Annotated in this window: 15 protein-coding genes; 7 read left to right on the top strand and 8 right to left on the bottom strand. The window is 44.5% G+C overall.

Features of this window, described 5'->3' with window-relative positions:
- Positions 1-49: 49 nt before the first annotated feature.
- From ACLVWP_RS07330 to ACLVWP_RS07300, 7 genes are all read right to left on the bottom strand, one after another.
- Positions 50-553 carry an OmpH family outer membrane protein gene (locus tag ACLVWP_RS07330; protein WP_413560998.1) on the bottom strand — a complete coding sequence of 168 codons (504 nt, stop codon included), beginning with the start codon at positions 551-553 and terminating at the stop codon, positions 50-52.
- 44 nt (positions 554-597) lie between these two features.
- On the bottom strand, positions 598-2,985 hold the full coding sequence (bamA, locus tag ACLVWP_RS07325; protein WP_413560997.1) for an outer membrane protein assembly factor BamA: 2,388 nt from the start codon (positions 2,983-2,985) through the stop codon (positions 598-600).
- A gap of 584 nt (positions 2,986-3,569) precedes the next feature.
- A complete protein-coding gene (locus ACLVWP_RS07320; RefSeq protein ID WP_413560996.1) occupies positions 3,570-4,253 on the bottom strand; it encodes an ABC transporter ATP-binding protein in 684 nt (227 codons plus the stop codon).
- Complete coding sequence (locus tag ACLVWP_RS07315; protein ID WP_413560994.1) at positions 4,246-5,478, bottom strand: FtsX-like permease family protein; 1,233 nt, start codon at positions 5,476-5,478, stop codon at positions 4,246-4,248. Before ACLVWP_RS07315 ends, ACLVWP_RS07320 begins: the two co-directional genes overlap by 8 nt.
- Positions 5,475-6,593: a peptide chain release factor 2 gene (gene prfB / locus ACLVWP_RS07310; protein WP_413561571.1), complete on the bottom strand. Its 1,119-nt coding sequence runs from the start codon at positions 6,591-6,593 to the stop codon at positions 5,475-5,477. The genes ACLVWP_RS07315 and prfB overlap by 4 nt, the downstream gene beginning before the upstream one ends.
- 83 nt (positions 6,594-6,676) lie before the next feature.
- Positions 6,677-7,123, bottom strand: coding sequence for an rRNA maturation RNase YbeY (gene ybeY / locus ACLVWP_RS07305; protein WP_413560992.1), 447 nt, complete (start codon positions 7,121-7,123; stop codon positions 6,677-6,679).
- Position 7,124: 1 nt separating this feature from the next.
- Positions 7,125-9,533 carry an HD family phosphohydrolase gene (locus ACLVWP_RS07300; protein ID WP_413560991.1) on the bottom strand — a complete coding sequence of 803 codons (2,409 nt, stop codon included), beginning with the start codon at positions 9,531-9,533 and terminating at the stop codon, positions 7,125-7,127.
- Between the two features lie 98 nt (positions 9,534-9,631).
- Here ACLVWP_RS07300 and mazG point away from each other — a divergent pair, with 98 nt between their 5' ends.
- The gene (gene mazG, locus ACLVWP_RS07295; protein ID WP_413560989.1) at positions 9,632-10,447 is read left to right on the top strand and encodes a nucleoside triphosphate pyrophosphohydrolase; all 816 of its coding nucleotides are present in this window, start codon (positions 9,632-9,634) and stop codon (positions 10,445-10,447) included.
- A 109-nt stretch (positions 10,448-10,556) separates the two neighbouring features.
- Here the strand turns inward: mazG and ACLVWP_RS07290 are convergent, their stop codons facing one another.
- On the bottom strand, positions 10,557-11,462 hold the full coding sequence (locus ACLVWP_RS07290; RefSeq protein ID WP_413560988.1) for an HNH endonuclease: 906 nt from the start codon (positions 11,460-11,462) through the stop codon (positions 10,557-10,559).
- A 798-nt stretch (positions 11,463-12,260) separates the two neighbouring features.
- Between ACLVWP_RS07290 and ACLVWP_RS07285 the strand changes: the two genes are divergently transcribed.
- From ACLVWP_RS07285 to ACLVWP_RS07260, 6 genes are read left to right on the top strand one after another with little or no spacing between them, the layout of a single operon-like run.
- Positions 12,261-13,331 carry a hypothetical protein gene (locus tag ACLVWP_RS07285; protein ID WP_413560987.1) on the top strand — a complete coding sequence of 357 codons (1,071 nt, stop codon included), beginning with the start codon at positions 12,261-12,263 and terminating at the stop codon, positions 13,329-13,331.
- A 15-nt stretch (positions 13,332-13,346) separates the two neighbouring features.
- Positions 13,347-13,967 (top strand): PilZ domain-containing protein, encoded by a 621-nt coding sequence (locus ACLVWP_RS07280; RefSeq protein ID WP_413560986.1) that lies wholly within the window; start codon positions 13,347-13,349, stop codon positions 13,965-13,967.
- Entirely contained in the window at positions 13,942-14,649 is a 708-nt protein-coding gene (locus ACLVWP_RS07275) for a MotA/TolQ/ExbB proton channel family protein (RefSeq protein ID WP_413560985.1), read from the top strand. The genes ACLVWP_RS07280 and ACLVWP_RS07275 overlap by 26 nt, the downstream gene beginning before the upstream one ends.
- Before the next feature lie 54 nt (positions 14,650-14,703).
- Positions 14,704-15,249, top strand: coding sequence for an ExbD/TolR family protein (locus ACLVWP_RS07270; RefSeq protein WP_413560983.1), 546 nt, complete (start codon positions 14,704-14,706; stop codon positions 15,247-15,249).
- A gap of 4 nt (positions 15,250-15,253) precedes the next feature.
- Entirely contained in the window at positions 15,254-15,754 is a 501-nt protein-coding gene (locus ACLVWP_RS07265) for an ExbD/TolR family protein (protein ID WP_413560982.1), read from the top strand.
- A 4-nt stretch (positions 15,755-15,758) separates the two neighbouring features.
- A complete protein-coding gene (locus ACLVWP_RS07260; protein WP_413560981.1) occupies positions 15,759-19,469 on the top strand; it encodes a tetratricopeptide repeat protein in 3,711 nt (1,236 codons plus the stop codon).
- Positions 19,470-19,482 lie beyond the last annotated feature (13 nt).

Below are 19,482 nucleotides of genomic sequence, written 5' to 3'. Positions count from 1 at the left end.
ATGCTTGAATTTAAAAAGGGCCTTGGTGAAGGCCCTTTAGAGTTCAAAACTATTTTTCTTTCTCGTAGGCTTTGATCACATCTTCAGTAAGATCTGATTCCGGAGTGGAGTACAAAACCCCTTGGTTGTTTTCAAGAACCAAAGTGTATCCTTTGTCCTTAGCCAATTTACCGATCACTGTTTTCATTTTGTTCAAAATAGGAGCCGTCAACTCGCGCTCTTTCTTTTGGATTTCCATTTGGCTTTTGCCAACGATATCACGATATTTGATCATTTCTTCTTGGAACTCAGCTTGTTTTTTGCCAAGTGCTTCTTCAGATAGAACTGATTTTTTCTTTTCAAGATCTTCGCCCATCTTTTTCAGATCAGCTTCTTTTTTCTCAAGATCTTTTTTCTTTTTATTGAACTCAGTTTCTAGTTCCGTTTTTGCTTTTTTACCTGCAGATGTCGCTTGAATCGCTTTCTGCATGTCTACGAAACCAACTTTGCTCTCAGCCGCTTGAGCAGCTACTGCCATCATAAATACAGCTGCCGTAACAACCATCTTTTTCATAAAAATTCCTCCATAAAAATTTTTAAACGTTCAAAAAAATCAAACTAGAAACTTGGACCAATCGAGAACTCGAACACCGAGGCGTCGTGGTAGTTTGGATCACGATTCAATGGGAAGCCCCACTCGAATCTTAGAACCCCGATTGGTGAATACCAACGCAGACCGAAGCCGACGTCAGAGTAGAAACTGCCACTTTCCAAAACATCATCCGCAGCACCTACGTCAAAGAATCCAGCTCCCATGATGCCAGCATCTTTAACCAAAGGGAACTGCAATTCAGTCCTGAACATTGCTTGCTGAGTACCACCATAGAAACGCATGGACTCGATGTAGGCTTGGTCATCAGTGTAGCCTTTTGACTTCAGATCATTATAGATCTTTGTCGACTGTTTCATTTTTCCCACACGGTACGAGCGGAAACCACGCAGTGAGTACGGTCCACCTAGCAAGTACAATTCATTGAATGGCACTGCTTGACCGTCGATACCATCAATACGTGCGTACTGAAGATCATTTCTCCAAACAACATCCCAGAAGACATTTTTGAAGTAACGGAAGATACCACTCGCACGATTGTATTTAAGCTGACCAAACCCCGCATATTCATAAGATGCAGAAGCAAAGATACCTTTTGAAGGTGAGAAACGGTCATTTCGCGTATCGTACTCAACCGTTCCCGTAAGTGAGATTGTCTCACCAGAAGCAGTGGAAAGTGGGAACAAATCTGTATCTGTGATTTCCTGATTTGAAGAATCCGTACGAGTCGTTAGATCAGACTTATCGTACTTAGCACGCAAGAAACCACGAGTGAATTCCGCAATAGGATGACCCATACGGATGGAAGCACCTGTATGTTTCTCATCGTAGTCGATACGACCTGTATTCACTGATTGATAAACATCGCCACCCAAAGACCATTCAGTGTCATTGAAGTACGGCTCAGTGAAAGACAAGCTGTAGTAGCTGCCCGTTCCGCTTAAGTTTAAGTTCGCACCTAAGTTTTGACCTTTACCCAAGAAGTTCGATTGCTGAACTGAACCTTGCAAAGTGAAACCTTGAGACGTTCCGTAACCGGCACCCAATTGGATTTGCCCTGTGTTACGCTCCTTCACTGCGATGTCCACGTTCATCACGTCTGTTTTTTCAGGATCCACGGACGTTTTAAAGTTCACTTCATCGAAGTAACCCAAACGTTGAATGCCTTCCAAGGACTGACGACGACGAGTTTCGTTGTAAAGCTCGCCCTCGTGAACTTTCAACTCACGACGAACCACTTTATCGCGGGTCTTAGAGTTGCCGATCACATTGATTTTACCGAAGTAAACTTTTTGACCTTTGTCGAATTCAAATACCAAGTCCATCTTGCGTTCTTTATCGTTCGCACGAGTTCTTGGAATAACGTTGGCAAAGGCATAACCCAAGTCACCGTATTTAGCCGTCAACTCGCTGATGTCTTTTTGCAAAACCTCATAAGAGAAAACGCCGTTTTCATCGATCTTAATCGCGTCGAACAATTCTTGTTTCGGGAACAAAATATCGCCGGCGAAATCAACATCACCCACAGAGTACTGCTCACCTTCCTCGATATGGAAAGTGATGTAGATGTTCTTTTTATCCGGAGTCACCGTCACTTGAGGACGATCGACTTTGGCCTGAACATAACCTTGGTTGTAGTACATGAAACGAACGATTTGCACGTCACGGTCGAAAGCTTCTTGCTTATACTGACCGGAACCAGACATAGCCGAGAAGAATCCACCCTCTTGAGTCATCATTTTGCTTTTAAGATCCGTCTCAGACAGATGCTTGGCACCCAAGAAAGTAATTTTACGAACTTTTACTTTGTCGTTTTCATGAACTTTGAAAACCACGCGAACAGTTTCGTCCTTCGTGATGTCCTGAACGTCCACATCCACGCGAGCTAGGAAGAAACCTTTGTCCTCATAAAGTTTTTGAACTTTTTCGACAGATTCCTTCACCTTAGACATATTCAAAAGCTGGTAAGGCTTCAAACCTGTCGCCTCAGCGATGTCTTCAGATTTAATTTCGCTGTTACCTTCGTATGTGATTTCAGTGATGGATGGTTTTTCTAAAACCTTATACGTCAAAACCGCTTCTTTACCGTTTATCTGACGCTCAACTTCGATGTTGTTGAAATAACCAAGTTTGAAAAGCGCCTCAACATCAGAACGCACCGTCGTCGCATTGTACTCAGTCCCAGGTTTTGATTCGACCTTCAAAAGGATCGCATCTTTTTCAATCTTACGATTGCCTGCAACTTCAACGGATTTAATAGTAGTTCCAGAAGGTTGATTTTTATTTTGAGCAGCAGCCGTCGTCCCATTTTTCTTGGGAGCTGCTTTCTTTTTCGGAGCGGCCAACGAAACAGATGTGGCCGACACTAACAACAAAGTACAAAGAAGCTTAATCAAAGTCGAATTCTCCAACCGAGAGGGCCACAAGAGGCCTCATTTTTCTAAAATCACAAAGATTTCTCGATACTTACCTTTAAAACTCGAAAATCGTAGCTCAGTACCTAGGTCTAGTACATCAAAAAAGGTCTCTGTGACGCAGTATGGGGTTCCTTCTGAGGAGTGTGGTGTATGAAGCCTGTCGCTTCGTCGGCACAGCGTCGTGCTTCACCGTCGCCCGCCTTTGGCGGGTTCGCGCATCGTGCGCCGACGGAGGCCTTCCTACGGACAGGCTTCATACACCACACTCCGCAGAAGGTACGACGTTCAGGGTTTCAGGGATTTTTTTCTGTAGTGAGAGATTTGTGACACGATGTTTAGTGCTTAAAACTTAATCAAATAATTTTTGTGAATTCGCGATGAGAGATCAAAAATGCGGCCTGCACGAAGTGCAGCAGCCAAAAAAAGAAACGGCAACTGAGGGCCGTTCAAAAATGGTTGAATGCAAGGCGGAGGGAGCGAACCGCAGCGCAGGCGTGCTTCAGGCACGTCGGAGCGAGGACCGCACCCGACAACGCAGCAGGCAGCCGTTTTTCAACGGCCCGCTATACCCACAAACCGTCTTTCATTCGATATACTTTGGGGAAGCGTGTGGCGAATGTTAGGTCATGCGTGACTATTACTAGCGCCAGCTTCATTTCTTCTTTTAGTCTGAAGAATAGCTCTTGGATTTTGGCGCTGGTGTTTGAGTCTAAGTTTCCTGTTGGCTCGTCGGCGAATAGGATTTTTGGGTGACGGACCAGGGCTCTGGCGATGGCTATACGTTGTAGCTCGCCGCCGGAGAGTTGATTTGGGTAGTGGCCTGCGCGGTCTGCTAGTCCCATGAACTCTAAGAGGTGCAATGCTTTTTCTTTTGCGGCTTTTGGTGACTCCCCTGCTACTCTGCATGGGATCATTACGTTTTCTACGGCGTTGAATTCACTTAGCAGGTGATGGAATTGGAAGACGAAGCCCATTTCGGCGTTTCTGAATTTTGAAAGTTCTTCGTCGTTCATCGCTAGTAAGTCGCGGCCTTCGAAAGTTACTTCGCCCATGGTTGGACGATCCAATGTTCCCATGATTTGCAAAAGTGTACTTTTACCGGCACCCGATGCGCCAAGAATTGCTAGGGCTTCTCCGCCGTTGATGTCCATGCTGACGCCGCGAAGGATTTCTAGTTCACCGTTTCCGCTTGGGTAAGACTTGTGAATGTTTCTGACTGAAAGAAAATTACTTACAGGATTATTCATTTCTAAGTCCTTCCATCGGATTAAGATCAGCTCCGCGACGGGCTGGCGCCAAAGTCGCAAGGAAACAAATCAACATCGTCGCTGCACAAATTGCTAGGGAGTCCATCAAGCGCACATTCACTTGGATTGAATCCACACGATAAACAGCACCGGAGATCAGCCCCAAACGTCCTTGGGCCCAGTTAAAGAGACCACACAAAATCAGACCTAAAATAAAGCCGCCGGCCAAACCTACTCCACCAAGAATCAAACCTTGAATGGTGAAGATTTTGATCACGTCTTTACGACTAAGGCCGACAGTTTTTAGAATCGCAATGTCTTTAAAACGCTGCACGACGTTCACAAAAAGTGTTGAAGAGATATTAAATGCCGCCACGAAAATGATCACCGAAACGACAAAGAAAATCGCAGGACGCTCAACTGCCACCGCGTCGAAAAGATTTTCGTTCGAATCACGCCAATCGCGCACCCAGTATGGCGAACCCAACGATTGACTCAAGCGATATCCCGCCTCACGCGCATATTGAGCATCATGAAAACGGAGCATCAAACCTGTGTAACGATCTCCGATCGCTGCCACTTCTTGAGCCGCCGTCAGATCGATAATGATGAAGCGTTCATTCCACTCGTATTTTCCTAACTCCAAAACACCTTGGAGCTTAAATACGCCGACTTTTCTTTTGAAATTTGACGGATCGGAAGCGTCAGCGATCGGCAATACAACACGGAAAGTGTCGCCAATTGCCAGTCCCATTTTTTTTGCTAAGCCAGAACCGATCAATGCCAAAGGCTGCTCTGACGGAGCTGACAAATCGGCAGAGCCCTCTTTCACACGACTGCCCAGACGCAAAGTTTCGTTCAGGCGGTCTTTGTCGAGACCTTCCAACAAAACACCGGAGATTTGACCGTTGTGAGCCATAATGCCCTCAACGAATGCAAATCGTGTCGACGTGATCATCTTAGGTTCAAGTTTTTTAATGCGCTCTTCAAGCTCACGCCAATCATCGGGAAAGCGCGAGCGTTTTACCACCTGCACGTGTCCCGAAACATCAGTCATGGCTTGTTGTAAGGTTGATTCAAAACCACTCATCACCGCCATGGAGACAACCAAAGATGCCACACCCAAAATCAAACCAAACAATGCCAATGGAGCTGATCCACCGAACATGGTCTTTTTTGAATTAAGAAGTTTCCAGGAAATCCAGGCTAGAGTGCTACGATTCACGATGGCTTCACTTCCTGGTTCACCTGTTCTTTAAGGTAAGCCATGATAAATCCATCCAAATCACCGTCCATCACATCATCCACCTGATTCGTTTCAAAATCAGTGCGGTGATCTTTCACCATTTGATAAGGGTGCATCACGTAAGAACGAATCTGCGAGCCCCACTCGTTGGCTTTCTTTTGCGAATTCATCGCGTCTTTTTCAGCGTTGCGTTTTTCAACTTCCAACTCATAAAGTTTTGCTTTCAACATTTTCAAAGCCTTCTCACGGTTTTGAATCTGTGAACGTTCCACCTGGCACGATACGATCACGCCCGTCGGAATATGAGTCATACGAACTGCGGAATCAGTTCTATTGACGTGCTGACCACCGGCTCCACTGGCACGGTAAGTGTCGACTTTCAAATCTTCAGGTCTTACTTCGATATTGATATCATCATCGACCTCAGCCCACGCGAACACAGACGAGAACGAAGTGTGGCGACGAGCATTCGAGTCAAACGGAGAAATACGCACCAAACGATGCACTCCCGACTCGGCCTTCAAATAACCATAGGCATACGGGCCTTCAATCAAAAGAGTGCAGGATTTAATTCCAGCGCCCTCGCCCTCAGTCATCTCGATCACTTGAACTTTATAACCGTGTTTATCGGCGTAGCGCGTGTACATGCGCAAAAGCATCTCAGCCCAGTCGCAGGACTCCGTACCACCCGCTCCTGAATTGATCGAAAGATACGTGCTGTTGCCATCAAGCTCGCCGTTTAAGACTCGCTTCAACTCTAATTCTTGGGATAATTTTTCTAAGGAGGCGACTTCCGATTTTACTTCGATAAAGCTAGCTTCATCTGTCGCTTCGTTTGCCATTTCCAGCAAAACAGAAGCATCACTCAGACGACCCGTAAAAGAATCAAACTCACCCACCGCTTTTTCCAGCAGGCTTTTTTCCTTGTTGAGCTTTTGCATTTCATCAGGCTTGCCCCACAATGCAGGGTTTTCAGCTTGAATTGCTAACTCATCCAGGCGTTTTTTCTTTTTATCTAGGTCAAAGATACCCCCGAAGCTCCTTGGCGAAGCTTTCGAGTTCGTTGATACGTTTTTTAACGTCTGAAGATTCAGTAACAATAGACATTTAAATTCCTAGCTTAAGTGCCGTCCTTTTGGGACGAACCAAGTTATAGTTATTATTAAATGTCAGGGTGTCAAGCGGGGCTGCGCAGCAAACGCTCAAAGATGGCATCTTGAAGATCAAACATCTTCTTAGCATCTTGCTCGTTCGTCTCGTGATCGTAACCTAGCAGATGCAGCGTTCCGTGAAGGAGCATGTAGCCAAGCTCTTTCTGGAAAGTCAGTTTGTGTTCTTTCGCTTGTTTTTTTAGCACTTCAGGGCACAAAACAAGTTCGCCAAAGCTTGATGGGTCCATCGAGTCAAATGACAAGACATCGGTGGCATAGTCTTTACCGCGAAACTCATTGTTGATTTTTTGCGCAGGTTTTTTATCCAAAAATACCAACGTCAATTCACGACGAGCCTTTTCAGCGTTAATGACTTTACGCTTTTTAAGCTCCACCACCACGGCGTCCATCCAATCTTGAATGAATTTGCGTGGCACCGAGTGCTTGGATTCGTTGATGATTAAAACCTGCATATTATCCCTGTTTAGGAGTGGACTCGCCCAATTGACCGCCCGCTGCGCGAGGGTAATCGATGCGTTGATGGTATATACCTAAAAGGATGCGAATGAAAGCGGCTTCCACTTTAGAGATATCTTTCAGGGTCAAATTACACTCATCCAACTGCCCGTCAGAGAACTTTCTTTGCACGATATTACGAACGATATTTTGCAAACGCGCTGGCGTTGGTTCATCCAGAGATCTCGCCGCAGCCTCAATCGAGTCCGCTAGCATACACAAGGCCGCCTCACGAAATTGTGGTTTTGGACCTGGATAACGGAAATCCTGATCGCTGATTTCTGGGTCTTCCTCTTTTTTAAGATCCAAAGCCTTATTGTAGAAATAAGAAATCAACGTCGTACCGTGATGCTGAATAATACCATCGATAATCGGCTTACCCAGTTTATACTCCATCCCCATCTCCACGCCGTCTTTTACGTGGGCGATCAGAAGGGTTTTACTCATAAATGGAGAGATATGATCGTGAGGATTGTGTCCTGGTTTTTGATTTTCGATAAAGTAGTTCGCGTGCTCCATTTTACCGATGTCGTGGTAGTAGCACATAACTTTACCCAAAAGGGAGTTCGCACCGATTTCTTCAGCAGCGGCCTCCACCATTGAACCCACCATCATCGAGTGATGGTATGTCCCTGGGGCTTTAACGATCATGTCTTTTAAGAGCGGATGATTGAGGTTTGAAAGCTCCAGAAGTTTAACGTCTGTCGTGTAATTGAATGCTGATTCCAAAAGAGGAATAAACATCATTGCGCACAGAGAGCTCAAAATACCACCGAAAAAGCCCGCTGGAATCGCGAATAGGATTTCTCTCAGAGCGCCCTCTTGATCGAAACGAGTCATCGTCAAAACGAAACAGATAACCAAGGCATTCACCACACCCGTACGAACACCGGCAAAGTAAATGTCATTTCTGGTTTTACAATTGAAAACACCACGAGCTGCGGCGATACCGCCGATCATACTGAAGATCATCAGCGCGTAGTTGTAATCAACCATGATCCCCAAGCACAGAGAGATAAAGGCTGTGAAAAGCCACACGATCTCGCCCGAGGTAACCAGCAATCCCACTAGCATTGAGCCCGTTGCAATCGGAGCTGCATACAAGAAGAACGTCGCTGGCAACAGATGCCCCAGCTTTGAAACAAAGGCCGCATCGATGATGAACAGATAGATTTTCGTAAATAAAATCGTCCCGAAGGCGATCAACATCATCACTGTCAGGTCTTTAAAGTCGACTTTCACTCGATTCAGAGTGAAACGCTTCAAGTACGAGAAGAACACAATGATCGCCATGGAAAGCATTAATGCCATTGCCAGCGCCGTTAGATCTTTACGTTTATCTGACTGGATGCTTTCGATTTGCTTGATGACCGCCATATGGAATGGCTGAACCACAGAACCTGTAGGTACGATAACTTGGTTCTTTTTAATTGTGATATTAACTGGGATAACGTCTTCACGCGCTGCTTGCTTGCGGCTGGCTGTTTCTTGTTTGTTCAATGTCAGATTCGGCACGACCAGAGATCTTGCAAAGTATAGAATGTTGGCGCGATCGCCCTCTGGAAAACGCTCCAGATCTTTTTTATCATCCAAGGTAAAGCGCTCAGGATCTTGGATATCTTGGATTTCTGTGCGGGAAATATTGAATTCGCGTCCCAGATTATTACGGTGAACCACGCGGGCTACAACAGCTGACTGTCCTACTGGAATGAATCGATCCGGTGCCTCCGCCAATTTCAGCTCATACCAATTTTCTAAATTGCGGATGATGATGGCTTCGATACGCGGGCTGAATCTGTTATCAATCAACCACTCATACATGAAATCTGAAACCGTAACGCCCAACTCACTTTCGAATTCTTTTTTATACTGAAAGAATTCTTTCACTTTTGCACGGCGAGCCGCGGGCTGTTTTGGCCATACTGTTTCGCGAGAATAAGTGCGCATCGTACGGAAGGAATGGATCAAACCTAAAGAAACACGTTCAAAGACACTCGTGTCGTAGTCATAGACCATCGGCACAGAGTACTCGGCTTTTAGACGCTTCTCTTCTGTCGTCACTTCGTCGGTCATTTCAAAACCGATAGGTGACGTCACATCGTAACGAACAACTTCGCCTACGGTGAAATTATAAGGGACATCGAATTGATAGAAGATGGTGTAGGACAAAAGAACGCAGTAAAGGAAGATGAACGCCGCACGACGAACAAACAGACGCTCCTCTAGCATGTGCAAAGCACGGCCAAAGAATGTCTTTTCAAGGCCAATGGAATCTACCCAGTCTAAGAACTTTAGACTGTGATCCTCGTAATTAACCCGAGTCGCTGGACTCTCATTTTTCTTAGAACCTTTTCCACGCTGAGGCATATATCCCAATTAGCCTATCGCTAATTAACTTAATTGTCGAAATCACTCTGTGTTTGCGCTAAGATAGAGCCGATTCCATCAAAAAGTCGAGGCGCTGTATGGCAAAAACTCCTGCTAATTTTAAGAAAATAGAGTCCTTGGTCGAGCTCGTCGCAAGCCTGCGTGGCCCCGATGGTTGCCCTTGGGATAAAGAGCAGACTCATGAGTCCCTCACACAATACGCCATCGAAGAGACTTTCGAGTTGGTGGAAAGCATCGAAAGCACATCCCCCGCTCGCGATCAGAAAATGAAAGACGAACTGGGAGACGTGTTATTTCAAGTAGTTCTGCATGCACAATTAGCCTCTGAGCGTGGAGCATTTACTCTGGACGACGTGATTCAAAACGTCTCTGAAAAATTGGTGCGCCGCCATCCCCACGTCTTCGGTGATGTAAAAGTGGGCAACTCGGATGAGGTCGTAAAAAACTGGGATGAGATTAAGAAGGCGGAAGCTGCCGGATCTTCCGAAAATCCTTATGCATTGAAAGTCCCACCTCTTCCCGCTTTGCAGCGCGCTTACAAAATAGGCAAACGCACTGAAAAACACAAATTCGACTGGGAAAACGTTGAAGGCGTGATGTTGAAGGTGGAAGAAGAGTACGAAGAGCTGCGTGAAGCCTTGGACAATGATGTTGATTCAGAAATCGAACACGAATTGGGTGATGCCCTTTTCTCTTTAGCTCAATTAGGCCGCCATTTGAAAATGGAACCTGAGCAGGTTCTACGCAAGGCGAACTCCCGCTTTGAAGAGCGCTTTAATAAGATGGTTGAATTCGCTGGTGCTGAAGGTAAAGACTGGGGTGCCTTGAGTACTGAGGAAAAAGAGCAGTATTGGATCAAGGCTAAGAATTTTTTGAAATCCCAAAAGAGTTAAACCACCCGCTCCTCTGTCGCGAACGAACGGGGATCTAACGTTTAGGAAACGTACGCTCTATCCAGTTTTTGCGACTTGTTTGTTTTCCTGCCTGCCGGTTCGCTACAGCCTACGACAATTTCAACGAAGACTGCTTGCGATACTCCAATCTATTATGGGTTCCGCAGAGTACCCGCAAATTACCCTCCGAATTATCTCCGCCCGCCCAGCGCGGAATGATGTGATCCACTTGTAGCCCCACTTTACTTTCGCAAATCAATCCCGTTTTCTTATCGACGTATTGACAGCATTTATCGCGCTGTAAAATAAATCTTCTCGTCCTAGGAGTGATGGTCGCATTACCATCATTCATACCCACAAGGGCTAATCTCGTATTATCTGAATCCTGAATCTCCCTCCCCTTAAGATAATGAACACAAATCATCTCAATAGTTCCGGCAAGAGTGTGATCCCTCATCGCCGACAGCGTATGAAAGCCCGTAACTTTACATTTCTCCAATAGTTCGTATTGCGGCCTCGACAAAGTTACCTGTAAATTTACGGATTCATCCCTCTGAGCAGTAATTTTCTCAGCAGGTCTTAGGGGAATGTCCAACGCCTGAGCAAGGAGCTTTTGCGCGTCGAATGTAGTCTTACCCTCAACCAACGACAACAATTGCCCCTTTTCCTCGGTCGATAGGGGTTCATTCTGTGACCGTTCCTTCTGTTTAATTGCTGATGATACCTGGCACAGTTGAGACAGATTCAACGTTCCAGACTCAACTTTCTCAGAGAGTTTTGGAATTTCCCTTACCAGTCTTGCAGCGTACAATCTATGCTCTGCCGCTGTCGTGCTGTAACCATGAACACGAACCAAATAACTCAGCATAGAGTCAAAGCCTCGTAGAGCGTATAGGCGACGCACATCAATTTCCTTAATATGCTCCAAAATCCAATGAAGAACCTTGCGCTCGTTCGCTACACATTTTTTAAAACTCAATTCAAGCTCATCATTATTGAGGTTAGATATTTTCATAGATTTTTCTCCCCGCCATTCGCACGCCAAAAAAATATCTCAGACGTCTAATAGCTATACCGTTTCAAATTGCGCATCTACTTTCCGTGCATATGCTAAACCATCCGGGAGCACCTTCTAATAACCTCACGTGAATGCATCGATCCGAACTCCGGCAATCCTTCCATAGCTCCAAAAATATGCCGCACAATAGACACAGTTTCTGTGTTGCATGCGCGTTAATTTTTTCTCAACGGGCTTATGCCAGGAGCTGCCATAAATCGCCTCAAAACAAAAGACACAAAAAAATAATTTTATACTTCGACAGAATCATTGGAATTTGAATTCTGTCGAACTCTTGAAACTCCGCATGTTCTCACTGAGTACATGCAGGATTCATTTTCACTTCATCACAACTTTGCGAAAAGCATTTGTACGAGTGGCAACTCAGTTGACCGTTTTCTAAATTTTCGCAGCACCATTTCGTATGAAAATGGATGGAACGGCTCCAAAATAGTTCAAGGGATCTTGATTAAAAGTTCGACGAATTAAAATAACTTCCTAAAATTACACGCATTTACGCAGGACATTCCTCCTGAATTCCCCGCAAAACGTCCAAAAGGTTGACGAGTGAAAATTATTTTTTCTCTGTTGTTCAACACCATACCCTATGATTTCGAACAGTTAGCGTGTCTCAAAATAGAACCGTTTTCAGATACGAAAATAAAAACGCTAGGTTGTGGGTAATTTCAGTTTTCGCTTCTTTTCAACGAAACTGATTTCATCACGAACATGGTGGGGCTCAGGAGGGCAAACCGTATGATCAATCAAATCGCTCGCAACTCAGTACTAGTAGCATCGACTCTTTCACTACTTGCTGGTTGTGGAAAAAGCGGAGGTACTTACTCTACTCTCGCTGATTCAGATTCATATAAGCAGGAAGCTGTATTCGTTCCGAAAAAAATCGATGTCCTTTGGGTGATCGATAACTCCGGTTCTATGCAAACATCTCAGCAGAACCTTGCTTCTAACTTCCAGTCATTCATTGCACGCTTTAAGCAAAACAATAACGATTTCCGCATGGCGGTTGGTGCAACTGATGCTTGGGAAAAAGGTTTGTACACAAGTACGTCCAGCATCAACAAAGCTCTTTTGAGAGATGGCGAACCTGGCACTTCAAACCACTCCGGCGTATTCGTTATGGATAAGAACACTCCAAATCTTGAAAATGTCTTTGTTACCAATATCAAACAAGGTATCAACGGCAATGGTGATGAAAGAGCCTTTGAGAGCTTCAAACAAATCCTAACGGATTCAAGAAACTCTGCATTTCGCAGACCAGATGCATTCCTAGCAATTATCATTGTTTCTGATGAAGAAGATTTCTCTCGCTCGGTAACGGGATTGATTGAGAAATATGAAGACGAAGATCCAAAACTTTTCTCAGTAGACAGCTACGTTAACTTCTTGGATACATTCACTGGTGGTACAGCAAACGGCAGAAACTATGCTGTATCCAATATCTCGATCCATGATCAGTCTTGTTTGACTCAGCTTTCGACTATACACCAGCTTAAAATTAATAAACGTTATAAAGATCTGACTAACAAAACTGGTGGTATCAACGGTTCTCTGTGCTCTGACTTTGGTAATACATTGCAAATCATCTCTGACTCAATCATCAAATTATCAAGCTCGTTCAAACTTTCTCGCGAACCAATTCCAGAAACAATCACTGTGATCGTGAATGGAGTTGTTGTACCTGAGAACGCAAGCAACGGTTGGACATATAACTCATCAACTTTGACTATCACATTTAACGGAAGTGCAGTTCCAGCAGCGGACGCAAACGTACGAATCACATTTGATCCTAAATCGATCAAGCTCTAAGAAAAGGATTGTGTAATGGGTGGGGAACAATCTGCAGCAGCAAATCTTGAGCAATGGTATATCCTTCGCGGGGACATGAAATACGGTCCCTACGAATATAGATCCATGATCTCAATGATCCAAAACGCTGAGCTTCAAGACTACAACTATGCTTGGGCTCCGCATCTTGAAAACTGGACTCTGGTGGGAGAGCTTCCGGAATTCTCGAAAGACCGCTTGGCCCGTTTGATTCAAACGAAGGACCATTTGTCCGGTGCTTTCATCGAGAGAAAATTCCCACGCAGAGATTTAAAAACGGCGATCTACGCGCACAATGATCAGGCTTTCTTTGATGGCCATACTTTGAGCGTGAGTGAGAACGGGGCTTTGGTTCTGTTGAACGATCCTCTTCTCTACTTAGGTCAAAAAATTATGATTCACTTCCGCAGTTCAGAAGTAAATCCTGTAGAATTTAATGTTCTATGTGAAATTGTCCGAAAGAACTATTCGAAACAAAGATTAAACGTGAAATCCGGTTTGCACTATGCTGTTCGTTTCCTCCAAGTGCCTGAGACTGGTTCAGTACAATTAACTAAATGGGCTCGCGGTGGCGGTTCCAAGGAGGAAACAAATGGCATTCTTAAAGTTCATGAATGAGTCTGGCGTCGTAGGCTGGCTGATTCTTCTAACTGGTATCGGTTCTCTTGTTCTAGTGGCAGAGCGTGCAAAAATGCTCTACAAAGAATACGGTATGAATGTCGATGAGTTCATGGGTAAAGTTCAAAACCTTGTGTTGGCTAAAAAACATGATGAGGCTTTGCTTCTTTGCGCACAACTTGAGAAAAAACCTCTAGCAGCTGCTTTCAAGACAATCCTTGAAAAAGCAGACCGCGATGACGACACTATTTTCCAAGCACATGATATCGCATTGTCTGAAAACGTACCTTTGTACACAAAACGTCTTCACTATCTTTCAATGCTAGCCAACGTTGCTACTTTGATGGGTCTTTTGGGTACAATCCACGGTCTTATCCTTTCGTTCCAAGCGGTTGCTTCTGCAGACCCTGCAATGAAGCAACAATTGTTGGCGCAAGGTATCTCCGTATCCATGTATACAACAGCGTTGGGTCTTGCGGTTGCGATCCCGGCGATGGTGTTCTTCTCTATCCTGACTTCTCGCCAAAATGAGTTGATGGAAGAGATGATGGAAAAATGCGGTAAATTGGCAGAGTTGCTAACAAGCGCACACGTTCCAAATCTTTCTCGTCAAAACGTATTCCCTGACCAAGTTGCAGCTCCAACTGTAACTCCTCCATCTGCTCCAGGTAAGGCTTCTTAATTGAAGCCTTCGGGCATTTCCAAGATGGAACTTTAATTCTAATTGGGTGGGTGTATGAGACGCGCTAAGAAAATTAAAATCAATCATAACAGTGAGTTCGAGCTAGACTTAGCTCCCCTACTTGCCGTGATGGTAAAACTAGTACCGGTCCTATTGTTGTCGTCTGCATTCGTTCAGATGATGGTGATCGAGACGGAACTACCGCAAGTTGTGTCTGAAGCGATTCAGCGCAACGACCAAGAAAAAACTCCAACGGTTATCGCCATCGAAGTCGACTCGAAAGAGGGCTTCACAGTCGTGATCAACAAAGCTGGCAAAGAAAGCACAGAGTCAGTTCCATTGAAAAATGGTTCTTTCGACTTGCCGACTCTGCACGCAAAACTTGTTGAAGTAAAAAAAGCCAACCCTGAAGTATTCAAAATTGAATTGAATCCTGATGGTAAGGTTCCTTACAACGACATCGTTAAAGTGATGGACGAAGCTCGCCAAGCTCACGACAGCAAAGTGACCTTCCCTGTTTTCGACACGAAACAAGGTAAGAATGTTGAAACGAAGTACATGTTCCCAGAAGTTATCTTCTCGAACATGATGGAGGGCTAAAACAATGTCACGCAGACGTCGTTTTGAACCGAACATTAAAAAGAACTCTACGTTCACTCTGAACATCACGTCTATGACGGATATGTTTACGATCCTACTAGTGTTCTTGCTACAAAGTTATTCCACATCACAAGTCGAGATGATTCCTGAATCAGGATTGCGTTTACCGACTTCGGCAACAACTGCGAATCCGGTCGAAGCTGTCAAAATCTCTTTATCCAAAGAGGCTTTGAAGATCGATAAAGACAAAATCGCTGACGTAAAGGACGCTGAGTTCTTACCACAGGACCTTGAGTCTACAGATGCGAACTTTATTAAACCGTTATTCGAAAAACTGGACCACATGGCCAAAAATTCAACCGAAAAGGAAAAGTGGGTAAAAGAAGGAAAAATTCTTTTGCAAGCGGACAAGGACCTTCCATATGCAACACTTCGCAAAGTTATGTATACGGCGTCTATGGCTGGCTTTCCACAGTTGAAATTGGTGACCATGGTCGGAGAATAAGCGTATGAAACTGAGCACATTAACATTAATCCTGGCTATCCATTTCTTCTCGTTGTTGTGCTTTGCAGAAAAGAATGAAAAAGGTCTCATCCCCGAAGTTCGTATGTCGAACGACGAGGGTGAGAACGAAAAGAAAGCTCTACGCTCTGAGCTTATGATCACTCGCTCAGAAAATAAAGCGATCGAATCTCTTCAATCCGTTATCAAAAAAAGTAAAGGCTCTTCCAACGAAGCGGACCTCTGGTACCGTTTGGCTGAGCTTTACATGCGCCGTTCGAAATCAGGTCGCTTCTTTGACTTGAATCGTGAAAATCCAATGATGAAGCTGTCCCCGTTCCCGATTCCAAATGAAAAGGGTACTGAGTCAGTTAAACGCGCAATCAAAATCTACTCGAAAATCGAATCGGACTTCCCAAAGTTCCGTTACATGGATGAGGTTCTGTTCAACAATGCCTTCGCTCACCAACAAGTGGGTCAAATGAAGGGTTCAAATGAACTTTACCAACGCCTTCTAACTCAATTCCCAAAATCGCCACTGGTTCCAGATGGTACTTTGGCATTGGGTGAGTTGCTTTATGACCAAGGCAAATTCGCTGCGGCTCTTGAGCAATTCGAAAAACTAGAGAAATTCCCAAACAGCCGTGTTTATTCATACGGTATGTATAAGGCCGCTTGGTCTTGCTACAACATGCGCGACAGCGAATGCGGTATCAAGAAATTGGTTCAGGTTGTAAAAAACAATCCACCACTTCAAGATGGAGAAGTTCCAACGAACCGTCACAATCTTCGCAAAGAAGCTTTGCGTGACTTGACGATCTTCATTGGCGACTCCTACCCTGCTAATAAGCTTTACTCTTTCTTTGACGACATTACATCTGGCGACGAGCTTGGCGAATCGATGATGTATCTTGCGAAGCTCTATGAATCGCACAGCCGTCAAAAAGAAATGAACATCTTCCTTGAAGAATACATCGACAAACAACCATCAGGTGCCAATGTGGTTAAATCCCACCTTCTTTTGGTTGAAGCGAATGAGCAGCTTAAAAAACGTGACTTGGTATTGAAGCATATGACTTACGCTTCAGACCTGTGCCGTGCTGATTCTTCTTGGAAAAAAGAACAAAAGAAAGACGACGTTATCACTTCTTGTGATGAAGGTTTCCGCCGCACGAGCCTTGATATGGCTAAAAAATGGTGGGAAATTTGGCTTAAGAACAAACAAAACACTGAGTTCTCTAACCTGACTCAGCAATTGTTTAAATTGATGCTTGATAACGAAGATCCAGCGAAACCAGATTTGAAAACACGTTTTGCTTACGCAGAACTTCTTTTCCAATTGGGTAAATTCGATGAAGCTAGTACTCAGTACAAAATGGTCGGTGACAAAACGACTGACGAGACTATGCGCCACGATGCGAACTACGCTGCCCTTTTCTCTAAAGAGAAATCTATCGAGAAAAAATCTGAGCCTTTGAAAGAGGCTGAGCGTAAAGATCTTGCTGCCAACTATTTGGCGAAGCACCCAATGGGTAAATACGCGACTGCGGTTAAATTCAAAATGGGCCATATCGCCTATGAAGAAAACAACTACCCTGAAGCTGAAAAATGGTTGAAACCTTTGACGACAATCAAAGGCAACGAAGAAATCCGCAGAAAATCAGAAGACCTGGTTTTGGATATGCTTAACATCAAAAAAGACTTCGTGGGTATCAAAGAGTTCTCGAAACAAATCGCAAGCTCGACAACAGATGCGACTCGTAAAAAGAACATGAACAAGATCCAGGAAGAAGCGCATTTCACTGAAATCCAGGAATTCGCTAAAACTGGTGATAAAGACCAAGCTGCAGAAAAACTTATCGCTTACGCGAAAGAACATGATGGTTCTAAGCTATCACAAGATGCTATGTGGCAGGCTCTAGGTATCCTGTACACTGAAGGCAAAATCTTTGATGCAGCCGAATTGTCGATCAAATACGTTCAAAAGTTCCCAGAAGATAAAAAGAATCTGGATGCTTTGAAAGACGCTGCTAAAGCTTACGCTGAGGTAGGTCAAATCGCTAAATCCGCTGAGACTTTATCTAAAGTCGCTGACATGGATAAAAAAGGCCGTAACCAATACTTGGAAACTGCCGCAGATATCTATGTGATGGAAAAACGTGTGAAAGACGCTCGTGTGGCTTACACAGGTATTCTGTCTGCTGCTGACAGCAAAACAACTGAGCGCATTTACGGTAAACTTCTTGATTCTTATAAAAACGATAAGAAGTCCCCTGAATACGATAAGCTCTTGAATCAAATCTCTGCAAAAGGCATCGAGCCTTACACAACAGAGGCGATGATTGAGCGCGCACAAAACTTGTTGAACTCAGGCAAAATGACAGCAGCGTTTGAGCTTTCTATGAAAGCCAACGGTCGCTCCGTTCCAGCTGAGACTCGTGCCGCTGCCCGTCTGATCCAAGCAGCCGTGCTAGAAAAAGAATTCATTTCTCAAAGCGTAAAAGCTCGTGAGGAGAAATTCGCGACGGTTCTTGCGATCAAAACTGAAAAGTTGGACAAAGCACAAACAGCTTACGTAACAGCTCTTAAAATGTCCAAAGACCCTTACCAACAATTGGATGCTTTGCGCGGTATCGACCGTGTGTATGGCAACTATATCGAGTCTTTGACGACGATGCCTCTGCCGGCTTCATTGAGCCCGGATGAGCAAAAGCAATTGCGTGGTGAGTTGGCTAAACTAACAGACCCTATCGCAGACAAAAAGAAAGACAACGATACGAAGTTGAAAACGTTGGCTGCTACTGTTGGCCAAACAGCAACGGCGACTCGTTCTTACGACACTATCAGCGTAGATAAAACGATCACTCCGATCGCGAACTTCCCTGCTCCTGATAAGTTCGGTGTGTTCTTGCCACAAAGCCAAGATATGACGATTGGTAAAGTGTCTCGTTATGAGATTCGTCCAAATAAGACATGCAACAAAACGGCTGTAATGACTGGACAAATCGCAAAAGTAAACACTTTCGAAATTGCGGCAAATTGTTATGGTTCTAGACAGTTCGAAATCGTTGAAAAATTGGGCCTAGAACTGGCTAAGAACAAAGAAACAAGAGCCCTTGGTCTTTTCTTTGCGAGCGTTGGCTCTGAAGGTAAAGGCTATAACGAGAAAGCAATGTGGTTGGTAGATGCTGCTTTGAAGGCTCAACCTGAAGCGTCTCCTTTTGTTTATCAAAAAGCTCGTTTGACATATAAAGACGATGGCATCAAATCCGCGATGCAATATTTTGACAAGGTATTGGACATGCAAATGCCTTCGACAGAAATGGAAACTTTCTCTGGCGTGAAGGCATTCTCAGAGGGAGATTTCAGTCGAGCTGTCGAAAAATTCTCTGCACTGAATAAAGATCAGTTGTATACTTTGAATGTGGGAACTCTCTTGAGCGAATCATACGCTCAAAAAGGACAAGTCGATAAAGCTCTTGCGACGATCAAGGATTTGATCAGCGCAAACAAAAAAGACAATGTCGACTATCTTCTTGAACAAGCTCATATCCTTGAGACTTTCAAAGGAAGCCCCACGCTAGCGTTGGATTCCTATGAAAAGGCATTCAAAGCAAGCAGCGCGCAAGCAGATTTGCGCGAATGGTTGAATAAAAAAATACAGTATTTAAAAAATCAAAACAAAGTCGGTCAGCACGTAACTTCGGGAGACTTGTAGTATGGAGGGTACA

The organism is Bdellovibrio sp. HCB209, assembly GCF_047306065.1.
Classification (GTDB): Bacteria; Bdellovibrionota; Bdellovibrionia; order Bdellovibrionales; family Bdellovibrionaceae; genus Bdellovibrio.
The sequence above is the reverse complement of the archived record's forward strand: the minus strand, read 5'-3'. Positions and strand labels throughout refer to the sequence as shown.